The sequence below is a fragment of the Pseudofrankia inefficax genome (assembly GCF_000166135.1).
Lineage (GTDB): Bacteria > Actinomycetota > Actinomycetes > Frankiales > Frankiaceae > Pseudofrankia > Pseudofrankia inefficax.
Genome location: NC_014666.1, coordinates 7,064,693 through 7,089,364 on the forward strand (window position 1 = coordinate 7,064,693; position 24,672 = coordinate 7,089,364).

Here is a 24,672-nt window from a genome sequence, read left to right on the forward strand (position 1 = left end):
CACGGAGCAGCGCGCATCCACTTCCGCGCGAAGTTACCCATCGGTATGCTCACCGTGCCGTACCGGACGACCGCAGCGGAGGGAACGAACCGCGATGGGCTTCAGCCTCGATCTGACGGACGAGCAGAGCGAACTGCGCGACTGGGTGCACGGCTTCGCCGCCGAGGTCGTCCGGCCGGCGGCGTCCGAGTGGGACGAGCGGGAAGAGACGCCCTGGCCCGTCATCCAGGAGGCCGCCAAGATCGGCCTCTACGGGTTCGACTCGCTCGCGACGATGTTCGGGGACGAGACCGGCCTGTCGCTGCCGATCGCCTCCGAGGAGCTGTTCTGGGGCGACGCCGGCATTGGCCTGTCCATCATGGGGAGCAGCCTCGCCGCGGCCGGGATCTCGTCGGCCGGCACGCTGGAGCAGCTCGTCGAGTGGGCGCCGCAGTGCTACGGCGACGCGTCCGACCCGAAGCTCGGCGCCTTCTGCGTCTCCGAGCCCGGCGCCGGCTCCGATGTCTCGTCGCTGCGCACCAGGGCCAGGTACGACGAGGCAACCGACGAATGGGTCCTCAACGGCCAGAAGGCCTGGATCACCAACGGCGGCATCGCGAACATTCACGTGGTCGTCGCCTCCGTCGACCCGGAGCTCAAGTCCCGAGGCCAGGCCACCTTCGTCATCCCGCCGAACACCCCCGGCCTGGTCGCCGCCAAGAAGATCAAAAAACTCGGCCTGCGCGCCTCGCACACGGCCGACCTCTTCTTCGACGACGTCCGCGTCCCCGGCAGCTGCCTGCTCGGCGGCAAGGACAAGCTCGACGCCAGGCTGGCCAAGGCCCGCGAAGGCGGCCACTCCCGCGGCCAGGGCGCGATGGCGACCTTCGAACGCACCCGCCCCACCGTCGGCGCCCAGGCGGTCGGCATCGCCCGTGCCGCCTACGAATACGCCCTCGACTACGCCAAGACCCGCGAGACGTTCGGCCGGCCCATCATCGAGAACCAGGCGATCGCTTTCGCCCTGGCCGACATGAAGACAGAGATCGACGCCGCCCGCCTGCTCATCTGGCGAGCCGCCTGGATGGGCAAGCAGGACAAGACGTTCCTCGCCGGCGAGGGCTCCATGTCCAAGCTGAAGGCCGGCGAGGTCGCGGTCGCCGTCACGGAGAAGGCCGTCCAGATCCTCGGCGGCGCCGGGTACAGCCGCGAACACCCAGTCGAACGCATGTACCGCGATTCCAAGATTTACACCATCTTCGAGGGCACCTCCGAGATCCAGCGCCTGGTGATCGCCCGCGCCATCTCCGGTGTGCACATTCGTTGAGGCCGGTTAGCGGTTGATCACCATCCTGGCGATCTGGCTCGTCTAGAGACGGCCGGAGGTTCGGAGATCCTCGGGGACCCACTCGGGGTTGCGGCGCTGGGAAAACGCGAGCCAGCCCTCACGGGCTTCGGATCCGTAGACGCTCTTGTCCATGGTCATGCGGTCGTAGCTGCCATAGTGCGTGGCGATGACGCGTTTGACGTCGGCGCGAGCCTCCGGCGCGCCGCGACAGCACGCGCGCAATGCTTCGAGCGCGACATCCTGCACCTCCTCGTGCGGGACCACCCGCGCGACCAGGCCCCAGTCCAAGGCCTCCGCGGCGGTGACGACGCGTCCGGTGTACAGCATGTCCTTCGCCCGCGCGGGGCCGATCTGGGCTGGCAGGTACTGGGCGTATCCGGTGTCGGCGATGCCGCGGTAGACCTCGGGTGCCCGAAAGGTGGCCCGGTCGCTGGCGACCGCCAGGTCGGACATGATCGCGATGAGCAGGCCACCGCCCTGGGCGATGCCGTTGACGGCGCTCACGACCGGCTTGCGGGAGTGTCGGATCGCATCGAAGGGCGTGTTGTCCATGCCGAAGAGCATCGGGCCGCCCCAGTCATCCGGGGCATTGTGCCCCAGGTCGCCGCCGGGGATGAAGATGTCTCCACTCCCCGTGATCAGCAGGCCGGCCAACTCCGGATCGCGGTTGACGAGGTCAACGGCGTAACGGAGTCCGAAGTACATCGCCGCCGTCAACGCGTTGCGTGCCTCGGGCCGGTCGACCGTGCAGAAAGCAAGGGCACCCCGGCGCTCAAACCGCAGGAACGGTGTACCCAGCCAGTCCCCATCCGGCGGGCGCGCTCCACTCGCCTTCCCGTCAGGACTCTCGTGGTCGACGTCGCTGCCCATCAGAATTTCTCCAAAACTCGATTGATAGGGACTACGCCTATTATCGAAACCGCTCACCCGGCGAGTGGTCAGGTATCCGAGTGCCGGAGGTTCCAGCACCCGAGTCGGCTGTAGCCCCGGCAGTTCAGCCCACGCGTGCTACGCCGCGATAGCCCCGCCCCCGGTGGCGAAAGGAAGGTTCGCGGCACCACGGACGTTGGACGACACCTTCATGACGGCGCGGTCGGGGTCCGCGACAAAATCGGGGTAGCGCCGAAGAACCTCCTCGAGGGCGACCTTGACCTCCAGGCGGGCCAGGTGCGCGCCAAGGCAGCGGTGGATGCCGAACCCGAAGAAGAGCGTCGACGGCTCGTCCCGGCGGTTCAGGTCGAACACGTCAGGACTGGCGTAGACCCGCTCGTCCCGCAGCGCCGAGCCGGTGATCAACATGACCCGGTCCCCTGCCGGAATGGTGACCCCGTGCAACTGGACGTCGCGTTTCGCCGTCCGGCCCTGCAGCTGAGAAGGCGCGTCGAAGCGGAGCGTCTCGCTGGCGGCCCGGTCGTAGAGACCTGGATCGGCCAGGAGGAGGCGGCGCTGCTCGGGGAAGCGGGTCAGCGCCATCAGCCCGTTCGGGATCGCCTTCGCGACGGTCTCGTGGCCGGCGACGCTCATTTCCAAGAAGCGGAAGGCGATCTCCTCGTCGTCCAGCCGGCGCGTGGAGCCGTCCTCGTCCTCGACCTCGGTCTGGATCAGGAGGCTGATCGGATCATCGGTCGGATTCCGGCGCCGCTCAGCTACCAGCGAGAGATAGAGGTTGAGCAGTATCCCGCTGTTCTCGACGAACGCCTGCTCGTCGTCACCGCCCTCGCCGCGCGACAGCATCCGGTCGGCGGCCTCGTTGACGCCCGCGCGGTCCTCCCGGGGAATGCCGAGAAGCTCACTGATCACGTCCAGCGGCAGCGTCACCGAGAAGTCGCGGACGACGTCGAACTCGTCGGCGTCGACGAAGCGGTCCAGTAGCTCGCCGGCCCGGCTGCGAATGAAGGGCTCCAGATCCAGCATCCGCTTCGGCGAGAAGACCTTGCCGACGATCTTCCGATGCCAGCGGTGCTCCGGCGGGTCCCTGAGGATGATCATCGGAGCGCCGGCCTCGCTGCCCTCGATCGTGACACCGCCGGTGCTGGAGTAGGTCTCCCAGTCGTTGTGGGCCGCGAGGACGTCCGCGTGCCGGGACAGCGCCCAGAACTTCAGGTCCGGGTTCCAGTAGACCGGCGCCTCGTCCCGCAGGGCCCGGTAGACCGGATAGGGGTCGCGATACGTGGCGAGATCATATGGATTGAACTCGATCATTGGTGCTCCCGATCAGAAGTCGGGCCCCGCGGTTCTGCGACACGCCGCAAGCCCAGATACGAAATGAGAAGGCGCTTCGCGGCAACGGCGTCGCGCCAGGCGCCGAGCAACGGGCGCAAACCAGGAACAGCGTTGTCACCTGCGGCCCAGAGACAAGGGTGAGGCGCGCTCACACGCGGCCTGGGCGACGTTCAGGTATTCAACAGGCCGGCTTCGTCGAGAAGTTCACCGACGGCCGCCTGTTGTCCCAGGCTCGTCATCGCCGTCGCGTCGAGCGGCGCGCTCGCCGGGTTGAACACCACGTCGTCGACCGCGATCTTCGGATGCGCGAGCGCGAAGGCCGTCAGCTCAGCGAGGGCGGTACCGACGTCGTCAACGTGCATGAAGTCGGCGGTGACGATGCCGGTGCCGGCCCACTTGGGCAGCACCTCGCCGAGCACGTCGTCACCGTAGTCGCGGTAGATGTCGGTCGGCGTCGTAGCGCCGATGGTGAGCTTGAGGAAGCGGTGCTCAGGATGCTCCAGCCGCCAGGTGCGCAGCGAATGCTCCAGCGCCGCCTTGGTCGCGCCATAGGCGCCGAGGCCGTGTAACGGTTGCGCGACATTGGCGCTCGACACGTACAGGAACAGGCCCGGTTCGGTGCGAGCCTTCACGGCGGCGGCGGTCATCAGCGCCGGGCCGACGACGTTGGTGGCGAAGGCGTCCGTCCAGGTCTCGGCCGCGAGCCGCGTCATCAGTTGCAGCGGCGAGCAGCCGATCGGGAACAGCACGGCGTCCAGGCCACCAAGCTGGTCCGTGGCGACCTCGACGACCCGGACGCACTCGTCGGCGTCGCGAAGGTCCGCCGGGATCGCGACCGCGCCGATGGAGCCGGCCAGTTCTTCGAGCTGGCCGGCGCGCCGGCCGACGACCGCTACTTCGCCGCCCGCGCGCGCCACCGTGATGGCCGTCGACCGGCCGACTCCGGAGGACGCACCCACGAGCAGGATCCTGCGTCCCTTGAGGTCAATCTCAAGGCCCATCGGGCACTCCCGTCGATCAGCGTGCACCGGCCCACAGGCCGGATCTTGGAAAGGGAAGGTGTCCATCGCCGCCTCGGCGGGCCAGCGCCCGCGGGCGGGTTCGCCACCGGGCGTGGCGAGCTAGGAGCCGATCGTATTTTATATCCAATATTCGTTCTGGCGGCCGGGTCAAGTACCTTCCCCGAGGCGGGGCGTGCCGACGAGGCCGCGGCCGACGCCGGGTCCACGCGCGGGTCCACGCGCGCCCCCGAGAACGGTGCGCCCGAATCATGCACCCCAGGCGGGTCGATGACTAGAGTGTCCAGTCACTGGACACAACGCGATCGGAGGAAGGCCTGGTGCCCAGCAACGCGCCGAAAGGTGGTCTGCGGGCCGCACAGCGGGCGTTCACCCACACCAAGTTCATCGACGCCGCGGTGATCGAGTTCGCCGAGCGGGGGTACGCCCGCACCACGGTCGACGACATCGTCTCCCGGGCCGGAGCCACCCGAGCCACCTTCTACCTGCACTTTCGTGGCAAGGCGGACATTCTTCGGGAGCTGTACGACCGGCTCATGGCGACCTTCGAGGGCATCTACGACGAGATGGGCTCGATCGCGCGTCAGCCAACGCTGGAGAGCATCCGGGGCTGGCTCCGCACGGACGTGGCGCGCTGGGCCTCGATCCGGCAGTATGGCGCGCCGCTGTGGGAGGGCTCCGTCATCGACCCGGAGATCCGGACGCTGGTCGAACAGGGCTACAAGATCCATATCCGCTACCTCGCCGAGGCGCTGGTCGCGGCGCGGGAGAACCTCGCACTGGACGACGCCGAGATCACCGCGGCGATCCTGCTGGCACCCCTGCGGCACTTCTTCGACCCCTTCGTCCAGGGTCGGTTGGAGGACACCGAGCGCATCATCACGGTGCTCGCTTCCGCCTGGATGGCGGTCATCAAGGAGACGGGCTCGGCTGCCGCCTAGGACCACGAAGGTCGGCCCGGCGGAGTGATCGCTGTTTTCGCCCTCAGATGGTCGTAAATCGGGCCTGATCGCAACCGTTTGAGGGCCGAAACGGCGATCATGTCTGGGGTTCGGAGCGGGCAGACGTTGCCGGAGGCAGCAACAGCCAGGCACGGAGTCGCAGCGAGGCGATGGCCGACTGCCCGCGCGGCGGCCCGAACGCGCGAGAGCCGACGCGATTCTCGACGCGCGGCCCCGCCAGGCAGGCCCCGCCGCGGCGCGACGCGCATCGAGAACGGGCACATCCCCTCGCCCATACGAGGATCCGCACCCCGCACTTCCCATGGCGCCCCCGACGCGGCCCACGCACGGCCGCCGTGGGGGGCATGCGGGACGGCGGCTTCGCGACGGGAACCGCGTGCCCGCGGCCCACCTAGCCGGACAGGACTGCCATTGACTGGACAGTCCATCTTCTCTATCGTCGCGGCACCGGGCTGGTGGTCAGGTGGCGCAGATCGTTCGCGGTCGCCACGTCGGTGCCCGACCCGGTAGCCGCCCGACCTCGACCGGAGAGCTCCGGGAACAGCCCCCTCCCTTCACCAACATCACGACACTCCGTCAACGTATCCAATATTCAATATGAGGTCATCGCGAGCGATCCCCGCGATGCCGTCCGAGCGGGCCGCCCAGCGCACCCCGGGGAGCTTGAGGCCTCGCAGTCAGCCGCAGACCGCCGCCGCCACCTCATGCGTGGTGCGGCGCCCGTAAGAAGGAGTGATCCATGCGTGTCTCACGATTAGCGTCCGTCCTGGCCGCCGCCACGGCGTTGGCGACTGTGGTCGCGGCCTGCGGGAGCGGCGGTTCTTCGGCGCCGTCCAGTGCCCCGACCGTCGGCGCCAACGCGATCAAGGCCGGGCCGCCGACCGGCTGGAGCGACGGCGGCGTCACGGTCGACGCCAGTTCCCTGAAATGCGGCCTCACGGCCCCCGACCCGAACCGCGGGGTCACGGACACGTCCATCAAGGTCGGCGGCCTCGCCTACCTGACCAGCGCCAGCGGCAGCACCATGGCCGGCGCGGACGTCGGCGCCAAGGTGCGATTCCAACGGGCCAACGACGCCGGCGGGGTCAACGGCCGCAAGATTGACTTCATCGGGGTACTGGACGACGGCAACGACTCGAACCGCAACGTCAGCCAGGCCAAGGTCCTCGCGGACCAGGAAAAGGTCTTCGCCGTCGTGCCGGAGATGACCGCCTACCCCACCTTCGTGGACACGCTCTGCTCCGCCGGCGTGCCGTTCTTCGGCTGGGGCTTCAACGGCGGCTACTGCGGAAACACGATCGGCTTCGGCCTCACGGGCTGCCTGACCAACCTCACCAGGAGCACGTCGTCGACGTACGGCGTGATGATCCAGACGTTGTTCGGCGGCGACGCCAAGGGCAGGACGGTCGCGCTGATCGGCAACGACGACGACTCCGCCCGCACCGGCCTGGCCGACATCAGGTCACAGGTCCAGGCAGTCGGCGCGAAGGTCGTCTACGCCGAGAACCCGGTCCCGGACGCCGGCCTCACGGACACCACGGCCGTCACCCAGGCGATCATGACGGCCGCGGGCGGGGCGCCGCCCCAGGTCGTCGTCTACGCCACCGACTTCGCCGCGTCCACCAAGATCACCCAGGCGCTGGCCGCCGCCGGCTTCACCGGCAAGAACATCAACGCGGTCGGCTACGACCCGAGGCTCGCCGCCGCCAACTTCGCCGGCCTGCAGAAGTCATACACGTTGCTGCAGTGGTCGCCCACCGAGGACGCGTCGTCGCCGGGCGTGCAGCAGCTCATCGCCGACTTCAGGAAGTATGCCCCGGACGCCGCGATCAGCCTGCCGACAATGGCCGGCTACTGGGCCGCGGACATGTTTCTCGACGCCGTGACGAAGACCGGCAAGAACCTCACCGTCAACACGTTCCTGAAGACCCTGAACACCAGCTACAGCTACTACGTCGACGACGCTGTGCCGCAGACCCGGTTCCCCCTCAACCACGTCGTCAACGCCCCCTGCGGATCGCTCGTGCAGCTGGACGGGACGAAGTACGACGTCGCCACCAGGCTGTCCTGCGGGCAGGTCCTCAAGAAGTAGGTGCCACTCCACGAGTTCGTCCTCGGATGGCGCGCTCTGACCCGCCGCCATCCGCCTGTCTGGCCGACCTCATGTCCGCGAGAACCGCGGCGGGCATCCGCACCGCGACAGACAGAGAACAACGGAACATTCTCCGGCCGGCGAGAGGGATCGACGATGTATGTGATGCGGTTTGACATGCGCGCGCCCGGGACGGGTGCGCCCGCGCGAGAGTTGTATGCCGCGGCGGCCGACATGGCGCAGTGGGGTGAGAGCCACGGGTGCCTGAGCGTGCTGCTCTGTGAGCACCACATGTCCGAGGACGGCTATCTTCCGTCCCCGTTGATTCTCGCTGGCGTGATGGCGGCGCGAACCTCGACCATCATGATCAATATCGCCGCGCTCGTTCTGCCGTTATACGACCCGGTCCGCCTCGCCGAGGAGATGGCGGTGCTCGACATCGTCAGCGGCGGGCGGATCTCCTATGTGGCCGCCATCGGCTACCGGCCGGCGGAGTACGAGATGTTCGGCGTCGACTTCCACCGCCGGGGGCGGTTGGCTGACGAAAAGCTCCCGCTCCTGCTACGGGCGAAGACCGGCGAGCCGTTCGAGCACGACGGCAGGAGCATCCACGTCACCCCGGCCCCGTACACGCCCGGCGGACCGATGATCGCCTGGGGCGGCGGAAGCGTCGCCGCCGCCCGCCGCGCCGGCCGGCATGGCATCGGCTTCCTCGCCCAGGGCAGCGACAAGGCTCTGCAGATCGCCTATGAGGAGGCTGCCCGCGCCGCCGGGCACGAACCCGGAATGTGCCTCCTGAACTCGCCGGATGAGCCCTCCACCGTCTTCGTGGCCGAGGACCTCGACCGGGCCTGGGACGAGCTCGGCCCCTATCTGATGCACGACGCGCGCAGCTACGCCTCCTGGAACGAGGGCAACACCGATACCGCGAGCCTGTCGTTCGCGCAGACCGCCGAAGAACTCCGGGCCGAGGGGCGCAGCCATCAGATCCTGACCGTCGACGAGGCAGTGAGCTACGTACAGGGTGGCGGGCTGCTGCGGTTGCACCCGCTGGTCGGCGGCCTGCCGCCGGAGATCGGCTGGCGGTATCTCCAGACCGTGGCGGACAAGGTCCTGCCCAGGTGTTCGGGCGATCAGCCGGCGGCCGGCTGATCGCCCGAACGGGGTGTCAGCCGGTGACGCGGGCCGGCTCGGCGTAGGCCAGCAGCGCGGCGCGGTCGGCGGGTAGCACGAAGCCCGCCCTGATCGCGGCGTCCGCGCTCGCGTTGTAGCGCTGCTGGTAGTCGGCGACGCCGCCCGGGTAGAGCTGGGCGATGCGCGCGGCCGACAGGGGCTTGGTCGAGCCGAGCAGCAGGCAGATCGCCGACAGGTTCGGGCCCGGGTCGCCCGAGAGCACCTCGACGGGCACGTCCACGGGCGGGGTGCGGACCCCGCCGACGGCGATGCCGTCCGAGTTCCGGCTGACCGAGGGGAACAGACCGTCCGACGTGGTGATCCGGGGTGCGGTGACGGGGACCTGGCCCGTGTTCACCCAGGTCGTCAGCGCATGCAGCGCGGCCTTGGCCACCACGTGCATCGGGCCGTTGTTGATCGGTACGCCGCAGTCGATCGAGGCGGCGGTGGCGCCGAGCAGGTGGGCGTCGGCGTGCGCGGTGCCGGCGACCTCCCACAGCCGAAACTTGTCACTGTCGGGCTGCCGCGCCTTCGCCGAGCCGAGGATGCTGGTCAGATCGGACTCGGTCTGGATGTCCATGACCGGCGCGGGCACATCGGTGCGGAAGGTCGTCGTCGTGCCCCCGATCAGGGCACTGGACAGGTCCGCGCTCTTGCCGGGATCGACCAGCGGGAGGCCCGCCGCACCCCGGCTGTGGACGAAGAAGCCGTCGAACTCGTCCGTCAGCGGCTGGACGCCGTTGTAGTACGTCACCATCGCGAAGGCCGACTGGGACTCGCCCGCGGCGAGGACGTGGCGCGGCGTCAGCCCGCCCAGGCCGGCGCCGGCGCGGACCGCGCGGGCGACCTGGGTGAACATGTCGAAGGAGTAGCCGTCGCCGGGGTGGGTCAGTGAGCCGTATCGGGCCGGGTCGATCGTCTTCAGTCCCTTGCCGGCCTGGTCCGAGCCGGGTCCGGGGGCCTGGACGAGCACCTGTCCGCCGATCACGCCGACCTGCTGGGCCGACACGCCGACCCAGACGTCGCCGCTACGGGTGATCTCCTCGGACATGTTGTCCCACTCGGGGGCCGCGTCGACGCCGCCGCTGACGTTCAGCCACTCGACGATGACGTTGCCGCTGAACTTCGAGGCGTCCGCCGGACGGCGCACCAGCACCCGCGTCCGGTAGGCGGCCGTGGTGTTGGGCTGGAACGTCCACAGGCCGTCTCCGCTGAGCGTTCCGGCGGCCTTGTAGTCGGTCGCGGTCCCGGCCGCGGCGAACTCGTCCTGGGTGTAGCCGACGGCGCCCAGATCCTGTGAGACGGCCGTCCCGAGGTACACGCCGTTCCCGCCGGTCAGCCGTTGCGAGAGGTCCGCTGCCGGTCCCGGCGGTGGCGTGGTCGCCACCGGCCCGCCGCCGCCCGGCATGGCCGGGACGCAGGAGGCCACCGCCAGCATGCCCAGACAGGCGAGGATCACGGCCGGTACCAACCGCAGTCGTCGGATCCGAGCGCGGCGGTCGTCGGCCGGTCCGGCCCGACGGCGGGCCCTTTCTTTGAGGATTCTCAGGCTTGCCATGAGGTTGTCTCCTGTCGACCGCCGCGGGCGCGGCCCGTGGCCATGAAGGGACGGATGAATGCGCGGCGGCAGCGTGGCCGACGCGGGGGTGACCCGCCGGCCGACCTTTCCGCGGATTCAGCCGGGCACGCCAAGCCTAGGTCGGCGACACGAAAAGATCTTTGGCCAATAATCTGGAAATCGACGGGAGCGGCTATGACCGATGACAACCGATCCAGGCGGCGACGAAATCATTTATGGCAGCACTGAACCAGCCGCACGACGGGCATCGGCGCCGACGCGGCCGGACTCGAAGCGTAGGCAAACAAACCGAGACAGAAAAGGGGCCGTAAATCTCACTTCGGCCGGTTTCTGGTTAAGTTCTACCGCGTTCCCGCCGGGCTGGCGCCCAGGCGACGAGCGATCTCCGACGGTAGCGCCAGCGGGTGTTCCTCGGGCAGCAGGGCCCGAGCACCGTCGAGGTCATCAGCCTGGACCCGGGCGTGGATCTCGCGGGCGAGCGGTGTCACGTCCCGGATCGAGCGGATCCAGGACGAGACGTAGTGCCGGCTGGCCTCCGGGCCAAGACCGATCTGGATGGCGCGCCGGCCGGTGGGGCGCAGATACAGGTCACGGTCGGGGTCCCACTGGACCCGCACCGGCGCCGCCGCCAGCGCCGCCCGCCAGGACCGCGGGTCCGCGTGCTGGCCGGGCTCGAACGAGCTCAGGCACGCCCTGGCCAGGGCCCACAGCAGGTCATCCCGACCGATCTCCACCGCCAGGACGCGCTCCTGATCCGGCTTCGTGGCCCAGCCACAGCGGTACATCATCCACAGGAACGACGGCTTCACCCACGTCATCCGGCCTACCCGGAACGGTTCGACGAAGGTCCCCGCCCGCAGCGCGGGCCCGGCGATCGCCGGTGAGTAGGCCTGATAGACCGTCAGCGTCGCTGCGGTATGACTCGCCAGGACCTCACGCATCCCGGCGCCATCGGCGGGCCGCCGGTCGACCGAATCACGCCCGCCGTCCGGGTTGGTCCCCGGGTGGTTTGGAACTTCTCTCATCTCGCATTGCAGGATATCGGTGCGGCCCCGGGCCCGTCATTTCCTTTTCCGTGGGGCGGGCCCGGCGGCCTCGCCCTCAGCCGCCGCGTGGCGCGCCAGGAAGCTGGCCGCCGCCGGGAGACGTGCTGGTGTCGACGCCGACGGCCAGTGAGACCGTGTAGCCGCTGGTGGTGCTGCCGGTCACGGTGCCCAGTTCGTGGACGCCGCCGTCGTCGCCGAAGACGTTGTCGCTGGTGAGGCTGACTCGGGCCAGGTTCGTGACGGACTCCTGGTAGCCCGGCTGCGCGTAGACCTGGTCGCAGATGTTCTTGGGGAGCGCGACCTGGGACGTGGCGATGGCCTTGGTGCTGTCGGTGATGCTGGCCTGGTCGGGGTAGACCTCGAAATGGATGTGCGGCCAGCGACCCGAATAGCAGGCCGGAAAGATGCTGGTGAAACGCACGACGCCGTCCGTGCCGGCGACCTGGACGCCACGCAGGTAGTTCTGGTCGGTAACACCGCTGGAGTAAAGCGAATAACGGCCTTCACGGTCACAGTGCCACACGTAGACGGCCACTCCTGTGAGGGGAGCGTTGTGCACGAGGTCGGTGATGGCCAGTTCCAGGGTCATCGGGACGCCCTGGGCGGAGCCGGTGGCCGTTCCGAAACTGGAACGGATGTCGCCGCGCACGATCCCGCTCTGCTCCAGCACGTCAGGGCCGTTCGACCCGTCGCCGGGGTAGGGCCCGGCGGTCTCCTCGGGGATCTCGTCGGCTCCGCTCCCGGTCGACGCGGACGCGCTCGCGGTCGCGGACCCGCTCGCGACCGCGCCGGTCGACCCGCTCGACGACGCCGCGGAGCCGGCCCCGCAGGCCGTGAGGCCGGCCGTGGCAACCCCCAGCCCGAGCAGCGTGAGCAGCCGCCGACGGCTCGGCACAGTGCCCAGGTCGAGGCCCAGTCCCCGGCCGGCCGCTTCGTGCTCGGGCCGCGAGAAGGAAGGTCTTCCGTCGGCTCGCTCCCGGTGGTCCGATGGCTCGTCGGTCATGCGCTCTCCTCTGCCGCGTCGGCTTCTGCCGCATTGCAGCCTGGCGGAACGACCTGAGCGTTCTCCCTGAGCATCCTGTGCCCTGGCTGTACAGGGGTGTCGTTTCGGCTACTTCAACCCGCCCATGGCTCGCGGCGGCTCTGGCGGCGACCGCGGCCCGTCGCGTTGTCCCGGTCCCGCGGCTCGCCGGCCGCCGGGGTCCGTTCAGGTGAGGCTGTCTTCGACGGCGGCGAGGGCATCGCGGGCGCCCTGGGTCGGCGCGATGGTGACGAGGGCTCGGTAGAGCCGGAGCAGGGCGTCCCGGTCCGTCACGCCGGTCCGGCGGCGGTCGGCGTGTACCGACTGGATCGCGGCCTCGATCTGGAACCGCCCGGCGGGGGACCCGAGCGCGTGCGCACGACGTAGATAGGCCTCGCCCTCGCGGATGAGGGCCGCGTCCCAGCGCTGCGGATCCTGGTCGGCGAAGGGCACGAATTCGCCCTCCGGCCAGCGCGCGGGAGCACGGGACGACGACAGGGCGATGAGCGCGGCGAGCCCCCACGCTTCGGGCTCGGTCTTCAGCAGCGCCGCGACGGTGACGGCGAGGTAGAGCGACTCGGCGGCGAGCGACTCACCCGGTGCGTCCTGGGCGTCCGGCGCGCCGAGCGACTCCCAGTCGATCGTGTAGGCGCCATAGATCGCCTCGAGGACGAAGCCGAGCCGTTCGGGCAGGTCCGCGCGGGTCGGAACGGCGAACGGGATGCCGGCGGCCCGGATGCGCCGCTTCGCCCGGACCAGGCGCTGCGCCATCGTGGCCGGCCGCACCCGGAACGCGGCCGCGATGCCGGCCGCGTCGAAACCGAGCACGGTGTGCAGCATGAGCGGGGTCCGCGCCTCGGGCGCGATCGCGGGGTGGGCGCAGGCGAACAGCAGTTCCAGCCGCTTGTCGGGGATCGCCTCGGGGTCGACGGCGGCGAACGGATCGACCGCGGCGGCGGAATCCGCGTCGACGGCCGCGGTCAGCGGCAGAGACGTGCGGTGGGCCGCCGACCTGAGCACGTCGCGCTGCCGGTTGCGGGCCACGGTGAGCAGCCACCCTTCGGGATTGTCCGGGATTCCCGAGCCCGACCAGGTGCGCAGCGCCTGCTCGAAGGCGTCGGCGAGCGCGTCCTGCGCGAGCGCGATGTCACGGGTCGGTGCGGCGAGCAACGCGACCAGCCGCCCGTAGGAGGTCCGCGCCGCGCCCTCGGCGGCGGCGCGGACCTCGTCCGGGAGCCTGACGGCCGGGTCGGTCACTGCCGCGCCCGCCACGCACCGTCCTGCCAGTGGGTCATCCCCGGCCGCACCTCGACGGGCCCCCACGCGACCGAGGGCGCCTGCTTCGCCCACCCGAGCGCCGCGTCCAGGTCAGCGACGTCGATCACGAACGTGCCGGCAAGCTGTTCCTTGGTGTCCGCGAACGGGCCGTCCTGAATCCGGAACTCGCCGTCGACGCTGCGCAGGGTCGTGGTCGCCGAGGAGTCGGCGAGCACCTCGGCGGAGATCAGGGCACCCGCCGCGTCGAGGTCGGCGGCGTACTTCCGGAACGCCGCCATACCCGCCTGGACGGTGGCCTCGTCGAGCTCGCCCGCCGCCATCAGCTCCGGGTAGTGCAGCAAGATCGTGTAGCGCATGAGACGTCCTCTCGCTCCGTTCGATGCTGACACCTCAGTGACGAGCGGAGCAGCAGCGAATCGACCGGTCGGCGAAAGAATCTCGACCCGTCCGCCGGCCCCGCCAACGAGCCGGCGTCCTGAAGGACGACCGCGCCGATCGCCGGCTCCCCCGCCGGAACGCGAGCGCGAAGTCGTGGCTGGCCTATCCGCCAGAGCCTGGCCGGGCGTGGCCTTTTGATCACGGCTTTGGCCCTGCGATGGTCGTAACCGGGCCGTTCCCGCAACCGCCCAGGGCCCAAACGGCGATCATGACCGGTACGGTGGCCCGCGATCCAGGGACCGGACGCCGCGCGTCGACCTCCCGATCACCGGGAGGCCCGGATCAGGCTCCAGTCCTACCTCTCGGTTGATCACCGACGAGATCTACCACCATCGCGCAGGACCGGACTCCGGCGGCGATCGCGAACGCCACCTAGGCCTCGGTGGCGGCTCGCCAGTCGGTTGATCGCCGTTTGGGCCCTCGACTGGTCGTGAACGGAGCGGATTCACGACCGCGAGAGGGTCAAAACGACGATCATGGCGCCCGGCGGCCGGGCGCGCCCGGCCACCGCCCGCGTCGGGAACGCCTACCGACAGCCTCGTGACGTCCGGGTGACGGGCCGGATTGGCGGGCGGGCCGCGCCGGGGACTTCTGGGGCACCCCGCTACGATCACGGCCAATTCACCGACATTCCGCCGGATGGTGGGCGGAGGTCGGCGGCCAACGTTTCGGGTTGGCTGGGCGTCGGGTAATGGGGGGGTTCGTTGTCGACGGGTACGGAACACGAGCGCGCTGGAGTGGCGATGAGCAGGGACCCTTGGCTTTCTCGCCTCGCCGGTGGGCGCCTCGTGAGCAGCCGGCCGGCGGGTGGCATCGCGAGGTTCGCCGCCAGGGCCTGGTACGTCGTGGCGGCGGCGGGTGCGTTGGCGTTGGTGCCGGCGAGCGCCGCCTCGGCCGCGACGCCGCTGGCGGCGGCCAAGAAGCACCACCGGAATGGTGGTCACGTCGCCATCGGGCTCATCGTCGTGCTGGCGATCCTCGTCGTGCTGTACCTGCTGTTCCGGGTGGTGCGCAAGCGTCTTCGTGGCTAGCGTTCGGGTCGAGATGACGAAGACCAGTGAGACGCCGGGTGCCGCCGCCACCAACGCGGTCGCGCCCGGCGCGCTGGTGACCGGGGCGTCCAGCGGGATTGGCCGGGCGACGGCGATCGCGCTGAGCGTCGCCGGTTACCGGGTCGTGGGCACCTGCCGGGATCCGAATTCGCTCGCCGACCCGGTCGACGGCGTCCACTACGTCAGCCTTGAGCTGGGCGACCCGTCGAGTATCGAGGCCGCGGCCGCGGCGGCTCTGGACCGGCTCGCGGGCACGATCGACCTGCTCGTCAACAATGCCGGCGAAAGCTGGGTCGGTTCCTTCGAGGAGACCGACGCCGACACGCTCACCCACGTGTTCGCGGTGAACGTCGTCGGGACGGTCGCGCTCACTCAGCGATTCCTGCCGGCGATGCGGGCCCGGGGGCGCGGCCACGTCGTGAACGTCGGCTCGCTGCTGGCGGAGTTCCCGGTCGGCTACCGGTCGGCCTACGTCGCGTCGAAGGCGGCGCTGCGGGGTTTCACACTGGCGGCCCGCCAGGAGCTCGGCCCGCTCGGCATTCGGATGTGCCTGGTGGAGCCGGCCTACTACAGGACCGGCGTACGGATGAACCGAAAGGGCGGCGGGCCAGGGCCGGGCTCTCCGTACGCGGCCGGGTTCGCGTCCGTGCAGAAGGCCACGGCCAAGGGGGACGACCTGGCCGGCGATCCGGCCGACGTCGCCGCCCGCATTCTCGCCGTCGCCCGCGACCCCGACCCGGCCCCTATCCAGGCGGTCGGCAGGACCGAGCCCTACCTTCTCCAGGCCCGCCGCCTGTTGTCGAACCGGGCCGTCGAACGCCTCATGATGCGCCGCTACGGCCTGGGCTAGAACCGGCCCGTAAGACGCCGGTGGCCGGCCGGGGCGTGTCGCGCGCCCCGGGCCGGCCACCGGCGTAAGAGAAGGACCGATCAGAGCGCGGACCACCGGGGGAACGCGAAGTCGCCGCGGCCATCGGTGAGCTGGCGGTCGGCGGCGTCGAGGTTCCGCTGGTCGGTCATGAACAGCTGCCGGTCGTCCGGGTGGCTGGGGTCCCGGTTGGCGGTGAAGAGCAGGAGATCACTTCCGGACGCCGACCAGCTCGGGCCGTCCTGGGTGCTCTTCTCGCCGGTGACCGCGGTGACGTGCTTGGTGTTCACGTTCACGATCGCGATCTGCTGGTCGTTGGGGTTGCTCGCGATCTGACGGACGAACGCGAGGTACTTGCCGTCGGGCGACCAGGTCGGCTCGGAGTCGAGGTTGGGCTTGTCGCCCTCCGAGATGAACTCGTCCTTGTTGAACGGCACGGCGGCCTGGCCGGGGATCGTCGAGATGAGCACCAGGAAGCCGCCGCCGCCACCCGCGACGGTGTTCGACCAGTAGGCGATCCGCTCGCCGTCCGGCGACCAGGACGGGTCGGACGCCTCCGGCTGGGTGTCCAGCCGACGGACCGTCTTGCCGTCGATCGAGCTGATGTACAGGCCCGGATTGGGCTGGCCGGTCTGGTCCGTCGTCGAGCGCAGCACCAGGAACTTGCCGTCCGGCGACAGCGACGGGCGCCCGTCGGCGGCCGGCGACAGGTTCGCGCCCTGCCCGGTGGTGAGCAGCTGGACCGGCTTCCCGGAACCGTCGGAGGCGATCGCCCACAGCGTCGTGCTGCCGGTGGAGTTGTCGACATAGACGATCGTCTTGCGGTCCGGGCTGATCACCGGGAACTGCAGGTTCTGGGTCTTGTCGCTGAAGATCGTCTTGAACTTGGAGATCTTCGGCAGCGAGGCGTCGGCGCTGTTGGGGTTCGGGACCGCCGCGGTGACGAGGCTGTACTTCCCACCGCCCGGCGCCTGCTCGTTCCGGCTGAGGACGAGGGTGTCGTCGCCCAGCCCGGCGGCCGCCTTCGGCAGCGCGAACACGGCCGGCGCGGCGCCGGCCGTGCCGGTGGCGATGGTCGCGCTCGGGGTGTTCTTGGAGTCACTCTTCAGCACCATCGGGATCACCGCGGCCAGCACCGCGATGACCACCACCGCCGCCGCGATCCCGAGGATCATCGGCGTCCGGCTCTTCTTCGGGGCGGCGCCGGGCGGCTGCGCGTGCCCCGGCTGACCGTGGCCGGGACCGGCCGGGGGCGGGGTCACGCGCTGGGTGGCCAGCTGGGTCGAGACGTAGTCCTGGTCGGCCGTGCCGCCCGGCCTGGTCGAGGCGAGGGTGGCCATGCCGGCCGGGCCGCCGACGGTCGCGGGGCCGGAAGGAGGACCGCCGGCGCCCGGAGAAGGCACATTCCAGTCCGCGAGCACGTTGGTGACCGCTTCTTCCTGGTTCACCGTGTCACCCGCCTCGTCGCCGAGAAGCCGGTCCATCAGCTGGCTGGCGGTCGGCCGGTTGGCCGGGCTCTTGCGCATCGCGTCCCAGACGATCGGCCGCAGCGCCGGGTCGACGCCGTCGAGCTGCGGCTCCTCGTTCATCGCCCGGTAGAGCAGCGCTTGGGCGCTGCCGGTGCCGAACGGGTACTGGCCGGTCGCCGCGTAGGTCACCAGGCCGCCCCAGGCCCAGATGTCCGCCTTCGAGGTGATCGCGTCGCCACGGATCTGCTCGGGGGACATGAAGGCGGGCGTGCCGAGCTGCTGAAGGTCGCCGGTGAGGTTGGTCGCGGAGTCCAGCGCCCGGGCGATGCCGAAGTCGATGACCCGCGGGCCGAAGGCGGAGAGCACGACGTTCGACGGCTTGAGGTCGCGGTGCACGATGCCGGCCGCGTGGATGGCGCGCAGCGCGGCGGCCACGCCGACGGCGAGCTGCTCCAGGTTGGCCGCCATCAGCGGGCCGCCCTTGGAGACGAAGCTGGACAGCGTCGGGCCCTCGATGAACTCGGTGACCAGGTACGGCTGCACCGCGTCCGGATCGAAGTCCAGCACCTCCGCCGTGCACACCCGGGCGACCCGGCGCGCCGTCGCCGCCTCCTGGCGGAACCGGCTGCGGAACTGCGGGTCGTCGGCGACGTCGGCGCGGACCACCTTGATGGCCACGAGCCGCCCCAGCTCGGACCGGCCCAGGTAGACCGTGCCCATCCCGCCCTGCCCGAGCTTGCCCAGCAGCGTGTACGCGCCGAGCGTCCGCGGGTCGTTCTCACCCAACGGCGTCGCGCGGCCGCTGACATTCGCCTCTGACGACGTCACTGCCCCACCTCTGCTCTTCCCCACCCGACGCAGGACACGCGACGGTCCCGAATGACGATCCCATGCGGGCAGAATGCTACCGTCTGCCGAATTCCAGGAATGCCTCGGAATCGAAGCGGCAGGGGTCGGCGGCGCGACACCTCGGGACGCTGAGGCGCAACGCGGGCCGCCGGCCGGACAAGCGGGGTGGCAGTTCGGCCCATCACCCGCACGCACGAAGGCTTTCGGTGCCGCGTGCCGTGAAGTGGCGCGTGCGGGCACGTTCTTGTGGCGTCGCAGAAGGGCTGGTCAGCCGGCTGACAGCGCGGGCCCGTCGCGTCATCCGCGGCTCTGACGGGCGGCCCACCGGCCTGCCACGGCCGGGCCGGCCGTGGGCGGGCGGTGTGAAGTGGGTGGCTGGACCGCCTGCCGCCTGCCCGAACTGACGCCCCCCGCGTGCCGGTTCTGGGTGGCGGTCCAGCCATACGCATCTCACCCCGCGACCGCGGCGAAGAAACCGTATCTATACGACATTCGGCGAGATTGTTCGAACGATCCTCGAACGGGCCCGCGGGCTGCGCCCCTGCGGCCACGTGGCGCGCCGCACCGCCAGCCCCGGCACGCACCGGCTGCCTCAGCCGCTTTCACCCGCCCGCAGCGAACAATACGTGTTCACGCGGTACACGGAAACCGAACCGCCCAGGTCGCGTCGCCACCCGGCCGTAGCCCGTGGACGGTCTCTTGACGACCCGTCAGGTCGACCGTACCGTCCGCGCATGCTGGACAGCCAGAACACCTCTAGCCGGAACACGCCTCTGGCGACACACATCGGCGCCGACGACTTACCCTTCGTCGAGATCGGCGGCGGGAACAAGCTCAAGGTGATTCACGTCCGCGCGGCCGAGGGCCTGTGGATCGTGGAGAACATCTTCCAGGCCGGCTACGAGGTGGCGACCCACCGGCACACCGGCCCGGTTTTCGGCTACACGGTCGCCGGTGCGTGGAAGTACAAGGAGTACGACTACGTGAACCGCGCCGGCTCGTACCTCCACGAGCCCGCCGGCTCCGTGCACACCCTGCACTGCGTCGAGGACGACACCCGGGTCTGGTTCCAGATGTACGGCGCGAACCTGAACCTGACCGTCGACGGGCGGATCGAGTCGGTCACCGACGGCGCGGCGGCGCTCGACGCGTACCTCGCGCTCTGCCAGGCGCAGGGCTTCGGCCGGCCGAACGTCCTCGTCGGATGACCACGGCCGAGCTCGGCACCGCGACGACGGGCGACGCCGTCGACCTCTACGACCCGGACAGCTACGCCGCCGGCCCGCCGCACGCCACGTTCGCCGCGTTGCGGCGGGCGGCCCCGATCCACTGGCAGCCGGTCGCGGCCGGGCCGGCGGCACCGGGCTACTGGGCGGTGCTCGGCTACGCCGCGGTCGAGGCGGTCCTGTGCGCGCCTGAGCTGTTCTCCTCCGAGCGCGGCGGGGTCGTGATCGACGACCTGCCGGCCGACCGGCTTGCCCAGATGCGGAACATGCTGCTGGCGATGGACCCGCCGCGTCATCGCGACTACCGCCGGCCCCTCGCGCACCGGTTCACCCACCGCGCGATCGCCCTGCTGGAGGATCGGGTCCGCGCCGCCACCCGGGCGATCATGAGTGAGGCCGCGGAGCGCGGGGCCGCCGCCGGCACGGTCGAGTTCGTCGGCAAGGTCGCCGGCCAGCTGCCGACCCGCGTGGTCGGTGAGCTGATGGGCCTGCCTCCCGCGGACTGGGACTACGTCCACGGCCTCGCCCAGCTCCTCAACCGCGGCCAGGACGACGACTACGGCGCCACGGCCACCGGCGCCACGGCCGGCGAGAGCGCCGCCCCGGCGGCGCCAGAACCGGCGGCGCCGGCACCAACGCCGTCAGAACCAACGCCGTCAGAACCAACGGCGCCAGAACCGGTGCCGCCGACGGTGGAGATGGCGCTGTACGCGGCCGCCTTCGCCGCGCGGCGGCGCGGCGAGCCGCCGCGCGAGGACCTGACCACCCTGCTGCTGGCCGGCGACTTCGGCGGCAGGACCATGTCCGACCTCGACTACGGCAGTTTCTTCGTCCAGCTGGTCACCGCCGGCAACGACACGACCCAGACGATGCTGTCCGCCGGGTTGAGCGCCCTGCTGGACCACCCGGACCAGCTGGCGGCGCTGCGCACGGACCCGGCGCTCATTCCCGGGGCGGTCGAGGAGATCCTGCGATGGGCGAACCCGCTGCACTACTTCCGTCGCACCGCCCTCGCCGACACCGAGCTCGCCGGCCGCCAGATCCGCGCCGGCGACCGGTTGGCCACCTATTTCACGGCGGCGAACCGGGACGAGTCCGTCTTCGACGACCCGGACTCCTTCGACATCCGACGCTCCCCCAATCGCCATCTCTCCTTCGGCAAGGGTGAGCATTTCTGCCTCGGCGCCCATCTGGCCCGGTTGGAGGGCCGAGTGTTCTTCGAGGAGCTGCTCACCGCCTTCCGCGACATCGAGCGGGCCGGTGCGGCAGTGCGGGTCCGCTCCAACCTGAACAACGCCTTCAAGTCGCTCCCGGTCCGGCTGACCCCGGCCTAGGGCCTGCTCCGTCGATCTTCATCTCGCTCGGCGATGCCAGTCCCCATACCCAACTGGCGATCTTCGGCAGCTTTCGGCCGCCAGAACCAGCATGATCGCGAACCGCGTATGGATAAATGAGGCATACCGGGCCTAGAAGAACAAATTCGATACCAAGTCGGCGATCATCATCCCCGCGAGCTCCGCGGGCCGCCGTTGATCGCCAGTTTGGTATCGATTCGGCGTGGAGGACCCCCGGGGGGGGCGGCCTTAGGCCGTCGCGAACAGGGTCGTCACACGGCCGGCGGAGGGCGCACCCGGCGACCGCCCAAGGCCCTGGCCCCAACCCAGCGCTGTGTCCGCGGAGGTCAGCTCGGCGCGATGATCGCCGTTTTCGCCCTCGGGTGGTCGTGAATCGGGCCTGGCCACAACCATCTGAGGGCCAAACTCGCGATCATGATCAAGGCGCGGGGCGGGCCGACCTTGTCGGGAGCGGCACTAGAACGCCGACGGCGGCGGGTAAGCCCTCCGTGGGGAGGGCCACCCGCCGCCGGCGGTCGCGGAGCGGAAGATCCGGGTCAGGTCGTAGACGGTGCCGCCTTGCGTTTCTTGCCCGTCTTCGGATCGAGCCTGCGTAGCAGCAGCGACGTGATGCCGATGTACGCGAGGCTGACGACCAGCCCGGCGGCGACGTCGGTCGCGTACTGCTTGTTCGTGTGCTGGAACAGCGTGTCCTTGATTGGCGCACGCGGGTTGACCGGCACGAACTTGCCCGGCACTACCTGACCGTTCGAGGTGGCCGGCCGTTGGACGCCCGCCCGGGTGATCGCGTTGAAGTCGGCGTCGGCGGCCATCGCCGCGTAGCCCCACCGGGCCGGCGAGACGACGGCGACCTGCTCGAGGCCGACCTTGCCGGCGATCGGCACGATGCCCGCGGAGAACACCAGCTGGATCATCGTGACGATGACCAGCAGCGGCATCGTCTTGTCGGCGTTGTCCACCATCGCCGAGATCACGAGGCCGACCATGCCGGAGGCGAAGCCGACGACGAACACCGCGAGCAGACATTCCAGCAGCGTGTTACCAAGCGCCAGGTGGCTCGGTGGCTGCCGACCGATCAGGCCGATGACCGTGAACGGGATCGACTGCAGGATCGTGATGATGATCAGAACGAGAACCTTCGAGCCCACGTAGGCGGCTCTCGACAGGCCGATCGCCCGTTCTCGTTGATAGATCGCCCGTTCCTTGACGATCTCTCTGACCGAGTTCGACATGCCCATGAAGCAGGCACACAGAACCATGATCAGGAAGATCGTCGGTGCATCGGAGTTAGGCGTGAACTTGTCGTGGGTGTCGACGAAGTTTCCGCCGATCGCCCGCGGGATCACGCCGAGCACGAACGGGAACGCGATGGCCAGCCGTAGATAGCCCTTGTCGGAGGCGATGACCGCGAACGTTCGTCTTGTCAGGGTGAACAGCTGGGAGAACACCGACTGTTGCCGGATGCTCGGCAGCTCCTCCGGCGCGGGCCTGGCCGACGGCGCGGTGACCGAGGCGGGCACGTAGTGCCGCGACTGGCGGAACCGGGCCGCGGACTCGGAGCCCGGGTTCTCCTGCAGGTTGAGGAAGACCCACGGGTAGCCGTCCGCGCCGAAGAACGGCAGCGCGTCCTGCGGCGGGCCGAAGTAGGCGACGTAACCACCCGGCGCGAGCACCAGGATGTAGTCACACAGGTCGAGCTGCGCCACCGAGTGGGTGACGACGACGACGGTGCGGCCGTCGTCGGCGAGCTTGCGCAGCGACTGCATGACCTGCAGGTCCATGCCCGGGTCGAGACCGGACGTCGGCTCGTCCAAGTAGAGCAGGGTCGGGCGGGTCAGCAGCTCCAGCGCCACCGAGGTCCGCTTGCGCTGTCCGCCGGACAGCCGCGAGACGACCGTGTTCGCGTGGCTGGTGAGGTTCAGCTCCTGGAGCACCTCGTCCACCCGGGCGCTGCGCTCGGCCGAGGTCACGTCCGGCGGGAACCGCAGCTCCGCGCCGAACTCGAGCGCCTTCCGCACGGTCAGCGTGGTGTGCAGGATGTCGTCCTGCGGCACGTAGCCGATGCGGCGGCGAAGCTCGTCGTACTCGGTGTAGAGGTCTCGGCCCGCGTACCGGACCGTGCCCTGGTCGGCCGGCCGGAAGCCGGTCAGCGCGTTGAGCAGCGTCGACTTGCCGGCGCCCGAGGGGCCGACGACGCCGAGCAGCGCCCGGCCGGGCAGCCGGAAGGTCATGTCGTGCATGAGCTGCTTCTCGCCGGCCCACACGTTGAGGTGCTCGGCCTCGAAGCTGACGTCACCGGAGTCGACGTACTCGACGAGCAGGTTGCCCTCGAGCTGGAAGACGTGGTGGCCGACGGCGATGACGTCGCCCTGCTTGACCTGCGCGCGCTGGATCCGGCGGCCGTTGTGGAACGTGCCGTTCGCGGAGTCCATGTCGATGAGGTCGACGTTCGGGCCGCGGACGGTCAGCGAGGCGTGATGGCGGGACGCGAGCAGGTCGGTGATGACGACGTCGTTGTCGCGGGCGCGACCGATCGTCATCGTCCCCTGGCGCAGCGGGTAGGTGTTGCTGCGCTCGTGCTCGCGGTCCAGCCGGGTGTGGCCGCTGACCTCGGCCGGGTCGGCGGCGGGACTCGCGGCGGGCTGGCCGTTGTAGGTGCCACGGCGGCCGGCGTCGTGGTCCTCGCGGCGCGTCGGGCGGGTGGGCCGGTTCGACGTGCGCGGCGGGCTGTACCCGGTCTGGTTGGGCAGCATGGTCTGCATGTCGGCGTCCCCGCTGTACGGGTCGTCGTACGGGGACCGCTGCGACGGAAGCTCGTCGAGGATGATGACCTCGGGGCCGGTGGGCGTGCCCAGCCGGAACCGGGTCTCACCCCGGACCTCGACGGTGTTCAGCATCCGGCTGCCGTCGAACCAGGTGCCGTTCGAACTGACGTCCCGGACGGCCCAGCCGTAGTCGGTCTCCTCGATCATCAGATGCTGCCGGGAGACCCGGCTGTCCGCGATCACATAGTCTGCGTTGCGGGCTCGGCCGATGATGAACCGCGGTTGTCCCGTGGGCACGATCACCTGGCCGGCCTCGCTGCTTATCTTCAGAACGGCCGTAGGCACGTGTTTCCCCCTTCAGGACGGGACGCTGGCCGGACTGCCCCGCCAAACTCGCACTGTCCGACTGCCACCGGTCCTGCCAGGACCGATACGCTCCCGCCCCGGGACGCTCCCGAAGCGCGGAACGTGTAGTGCCGCGGTGTCACTACCGAACCAACCTCGTCTCTCGAACTGCGACAGTCTCTCGAACTGCCCGGGTCCCGAAACGACCGATCTTGCGGGATGTCCGGATCGTAGCGTCGCGTGGCCCGCTGCGAACCGGCCGGGTGACGGCGTCGACGGCCCGGGAGCTCACCAGCCTCCGGTTTCTCAGCGTGTCCGGCCCCGCCCGTACGCACGGGCCATAACCGAGCACGTACCGTAAGGTTCACGGCGCCTCGGGTTCGCCCCGTCGCCGTGTCCACGGCACCACCCTCAACCATCCAGACTCCCGCTCCGCTTCGGAGACGACCAGGCAGGGACGGCAGCGCGGACGCGCCACCACCCCGTCGCGACGAAGGTACCGATCCCGGCCGTACTCAGCCGGGCCGGACGGGTTCGAGCATCCTCTTCGGTGACCCCGAACCTGCTGCCCTGTCGGGCAACCGA

Annotated in this window: 18 protein-coding genes; 8 read left to right on the forward strand and 10 right to left on the reverse strand. The window is 70.0% G+C overall.

Going from position 1 to position 24,672, the window contains the following annotated elements:
* Positions 1-94 precede the first annotated feature (94 nt).
* A complete protein-coding gene (locus tag FRAEUI1C_RS28540) occupies positions 95-1,306 on the forward strand; it encodes an acyl-CoA dehydrogenase family protein (protein WP_013426844.1) in 1,212 nt (403 codons plus the stop codon).
* 42 nt (positions 1,307-1,348) lie between these two features.
* Here the strand turns inward: FRAEUI1C_RS28540 and FRAEUI1C_RS28545 are convergent, their stop codons facing one another.
* The 3 genes from FRAEUI1C_RS28545 to FRAEUI1C_RS28555 form a co-directional block, all read right to left on the reverse strand.
* Positions 1,349-2,197, reverse strand: a complete 849-nt coding sequence (locus tag FRAEUI1C_RS28545; RefSeq protein WP_013426845.1) for an enoyl-CoA hydratase/isomerase family protein — start codon at positions 2,195-2,197, stop codon at positions 1,349-1,351.
* A gap of 138 nt (positions 2,198-2,335) precedes the next feature.
* Entirely contained in the window at positions 2,336-3,529 is a 1,194-nt protein-coding gene (locus FRAEUI1C_RS28550) for a cytochrome P450 (RefSeq protein WP_013426846.1), read from the reverse strand.
* 191 nt (positions 3,530-3,720) lie between these two features.
* On the reverse strand, positions 3,721-4,551 hold the full coding sequence (locus tag FRAEUI1C_RS28555) for an SDR family oxidoreductase (protein WP_013426847.1): 831 nt from the start codon (positions 4,549-4,551) through the stop codon (positions 3,721-3,723).
* Positions 4,552-4,889: 338 nt separating this feature from the next.
* Between FRAEUI1C_RS28555 and FRAEUI1C_RS28560 the strand changes: the two genes are divergently transcribed.
* The 3 genes from FRAEUI1C_RS28560 (at position 4,890) to FRAEUI1C_RS28570 (ending at position 8,775) form a co-directional block, all read left to right on the forward strand.
* On the forward strand, positions 4,890-5,510 hold the full coding sequence (locus FRAEUI1C_RS28560; protein ID WP_013426848.1) for a TetR/AcrR family transcriptional regulator: 621 nt from the start codon (positions 4,890-4,892) through the stop codon (positions 5,508-5,510).
* A gap of 760 nt (positions 5,511-6,270) precedes the next feature.
* Positions 6,271-7,623: an ABC transporter substrate-binding protein gene (locus tag FRAEUI1C_RS28565; RefSeq protein ID WP_013426849.1), complete on the forward strand. Its 1,353-nt coding sequence runs from the start codon at positions 6,271-6,273 to the stop codon at positions 7,621-7,623.
* Positions 7,624-7,779: 156 nt separating this feature from the next.
* Positions 7,780-8,775 carry an LLM class flavin-dependent oxidoreductase gene (locus FRAEUI1C_RS28570; protein WP_013426850.1) on the forward strand — a complete coding sequence of 332 codons (996 nt, stop codon included), beginning with the start codon at positions 7,780-7,782 and terminating at the stop codon, positions 8,773-8,775.
* Between the two features lie 16 nt (positions 8,776-8,791).
* Here FRAEUI1C_RS28570 and FRAEUI1C_RS28575 read toward each other — a convergent pair whose 3' ends face one another.
* From FRAEUI1C_RS28575 to FRAEUI1C_RS28595, 5 genes are all read right to left on the reverse strand, one after another.
* Entirely contained in the window at positions 8,792-10,354 is a 1,563-nt protein-coding gene (locus FRAEUI1C_RS28575; protein WP_013426851.1) for an alpha/beta hydrolase domain-containing protein, read from the reverse strand.
* 362 nt (positions 10,355-10,716) lie between these two features.
* A complete protein-coding gene (locus FRAEUI1C_RS28580) occupies positions 10,717-11,400 on the reverse strand; it encodes a DUF4291 domain-containing protein (protein ID WP_013426852.1) in 684 nt (227 codons plus the stop codon).
* A gap of 76 nt (positions 11,401-11,476) precedes the next feature.
* Positions 11,477-12,424: an intradiol ring-cleavage dioxygenase gene (locus FRAEUI1C_RS28585; RefSeq protein WP_013426853.1), complete on the reverse strand. Its 948-nt coding sequence runs from the start codon at positions 12,422-12,424 to the stop codon at positions 11,477-11,479.
* Between the two features lie 204 nt (positions 12,425-12,628).
* Positions 12,629-13,714 carry an RNA polymerase sigma factor gene (locus tag FRAEUI1C_RS28590; RefSeq protein ID WP_013426854.1) on the reverse strand — a complete coding sequence of 362 codons (1,086 nt, stop codon included), beginning with the start codon at positions 13,712-13,714 and terminating at the stop codon, positions 12,629-12,631.
* Positions 13,696-14,076, reverse strand: a complete 381-nt coding sequence (locus FRAEUI1C_RS28595; RefSeq protein ID WP_013426855.1) for a YciI family protein — start codon at positions 14,074-14,076, stop codon at positions 13,696-13,698. The genes FRAEUI1C_RS28590 and FRAEUI1C_RS28595 overlap by 19 nt, the downstream gene beginning before the upstream one ends.
* Positions 14,077-14,901: 825 nt before the next feature.
* On the opposite strand from FRAEUI1C_RS28595, the gene FRAEUI1C_RS28600 reads away from it, so the two are divergent.
* Together FRAEUI1C_RS28600 and FRAEUI1C_RS28605 are read left to right on the forward strand one after the other, a co-directional pair.
* On the forward strand, positions 14,902-15,189 hold the full coding sequence (locus FRAEUI1C_RS28600; RefSeq protein WP_013426856.1) for a hypothetical protein: 288 nt from the start codon (positions 14,902-14,904) through the stop codon (positions 15,187-15,189).
* A 13-nt stretch (positions 15,190-15,202) separates the two neighbouring features.
* Positions 15,203-16,060: an SDR family NAD(P)-dependent oxidoreductase gene (locus FRAEUI1C_RS28605; protein WP_013426857.1), complete on the forward strand. Its 858-nt coding sequence runs from the start codon at positions 15,203-15,205 to the stop codon at positions 16,058-16,060.
* Between the two features lie 80 nt (positions 16,061-16,140).
* Here FRAEUI1C_RS28605 and FRAEUI1C_RS28610 read toward each other — a convergent pair whose 3' ends face one another.
* Entirely contained in the window at positions 16,141-18,375 is a 2,235-nt protein-coding gene (locus FRAEUI1C_RS28610; RefSeq protein ID WP_013426858.1) for a protein kinase domain-containing protein, read from the reverse strand.
* 755 nt (positions 18,376-19,130) lie between these two features.
* On the opposite strand from FRAEUI1C_RS28610, the gene FRAEUI1C_RS28615 reads away from it, so the two are divergent.
* Together FRAEUI1C_RS28615 and FRAEUI1C_RS28620 are read left to right on the forward strand one after the other, a co-directional pair.
* Positions 19,131-19,604, forward strand: coding sequence for a 2,4'-dihydroxyacetophenone dioxygenase family protein (locus tag FRAEUI1C_RS28615; RefSeq protein WP_013426859.1), 474 nt, complete (start codon positions 19,131-19,133; stop codon positions 19,602-19,604).
* The gene (locus FRAEUI1C_RS28620) at positions 19,601-20,956 is read left to right on the forward strand and encodes a cytochrome P450 (RefSeq protein ID WP_013426860.1); all 1,356 of its coding nucleotides are present in this window, start codon (positions 19,601-19,603) and stop codon (positions 20,954-20,956) included. The genes FRAEUI1C_RS28615 and FRAEUI1C_RS28620 overlap by 4 nt, the downstream gene beginning before the upstream one ends.
* Before the next feature lie 557 nt (positions 20,957-21,513).
* On the opposite strand, the gene FRAEUI1C_RS28625 is transcribed toward FRAEUI1C_RS28620, so the two are convergent.
* Positions 21,514-24,087, reverse strand: a complete 2,574-nt coding sequence (locus FRAEUI1C_RS28625; protein WP_013426861.1) for an ATP-binding cassette domain-containing protein — start codon at positions 24,085-24,087, stop codon at positions 21,514-21,516.
* Positions 24,088-24,672: the final 585 nt, after the last annotated feature.

What these genes read in the sequence shown, in the direction of transcription:
- FRAEUI1C_RS28555 (WP_013426847.1), bottom strand. Translation starts at nt 4,551, where the DNA reads ATGGGCCTTGAGATTGACCTCAAGGGACGCAGGATCCTGCTCGTGGGT.
- FRAEUI1C_RS28575 (WP_013426851.1), bottom strand. Translation starts at nt 10,354, where the DNA reads ATGGCAAGCCTGAGAATCCTCAAAGAAAGGGCCCGCCGTCGGGCCGGA.
- FRAEUI1C_RS28585 (WP_013426853.1), bottom strand. Translation starts at nt 12,424, where the DNA reads ATGACCGACGAGCCATCGGACCACCGGGAGCGAGCCGACGGAAGACCT.
- FRAEUI1C_RS28605 (WP_013426857.1), top strand. Translation starts at nt 15,203, where the DNA reads ATGACGAAGACCAGTGAGACGCCGGGTGCCGCCGCCACCAACGCGGTC.
- FRAEUI1C_RS28565 (WP_013426849.1), top strand. Translation starts at nt 6,271, where the DNA reads ATGCGTGTCTCACGATTAGCGTCCGTCCTGGCCGCCGCCACGGCGTTG.
- FRAEUI1C_RS28545 (WP_013426845.1), bottom strand. Translation starts at nt 2,197, where the DNA reads ATGGGCAGCGACGTCGACCACGAGAGTCCTGACGGGAAGGCGAGTGGA.
- FRAEUI1C_RS28595 (WP_013426855.1), bottom strand. Translation starts at nt 14,076, where the DNA reads ATGCGCTACACGATCTTGCTGCACTACCCGGAGCTGATGGCGGCGGGC.
- FRAEUI1C_RS28615 (WP_013426859.1), top strand. Translation starts at nt 19,131, where the DNA reads ATGCTGGACAGCCAGAACACCTCTAGCCGGAACACGCCTCTGGCGACA.
- FRAEUI1C_RS28580 (WP_013426852.1), bottom strand. Translation starts at nt 11,400, where the DNA reads ATGAGAGAAGTTCCAAACCACCCGGGGACCAACCCGGACGGCGGGCGT.
- FRAEUI1C_RS28620 (WP_013426860.1), top strand. Translation starts at nt 19,601, where the DNA reads ATGACCACGGCCGAGCTCGGCACCGCGACGACGGGCGACGCCGTCGAC.
- FRAEUI1C_RS28540 (WP_013426844.1), top strand. Translation starts at nt 95, where the DNA reads ATGGGCTTCAGCCTCGATCTGACGGACGAGCAGAGCGAACTGCGCGAC.
- FRAEUI1C_RS28570 (WP_013426850.1), top strand. Translation starts at nt 7,780, where the DNA reads ATGTATGTGATGCGGTTTGACATGCGCGCGCCCGGGACGGGTGCGCCC.
- FRAEUI1C_RS28600 (WP_013426856.1), top strand. Translation starts at nt 14,902, where the DNA reads ATGAGCAGGGACCCTTGGCTTTCTCGCCTCGCCGGTGGGCGCCTCGTG.
- FRAEUI1C_RS28550 (WP_013426846.1), bottom strand. Translation starts at nt 3,529, where the DNA reads ATGATCGAGTTCAATCCATATGATCTCGCCACGTATCGCGACCCCTAT.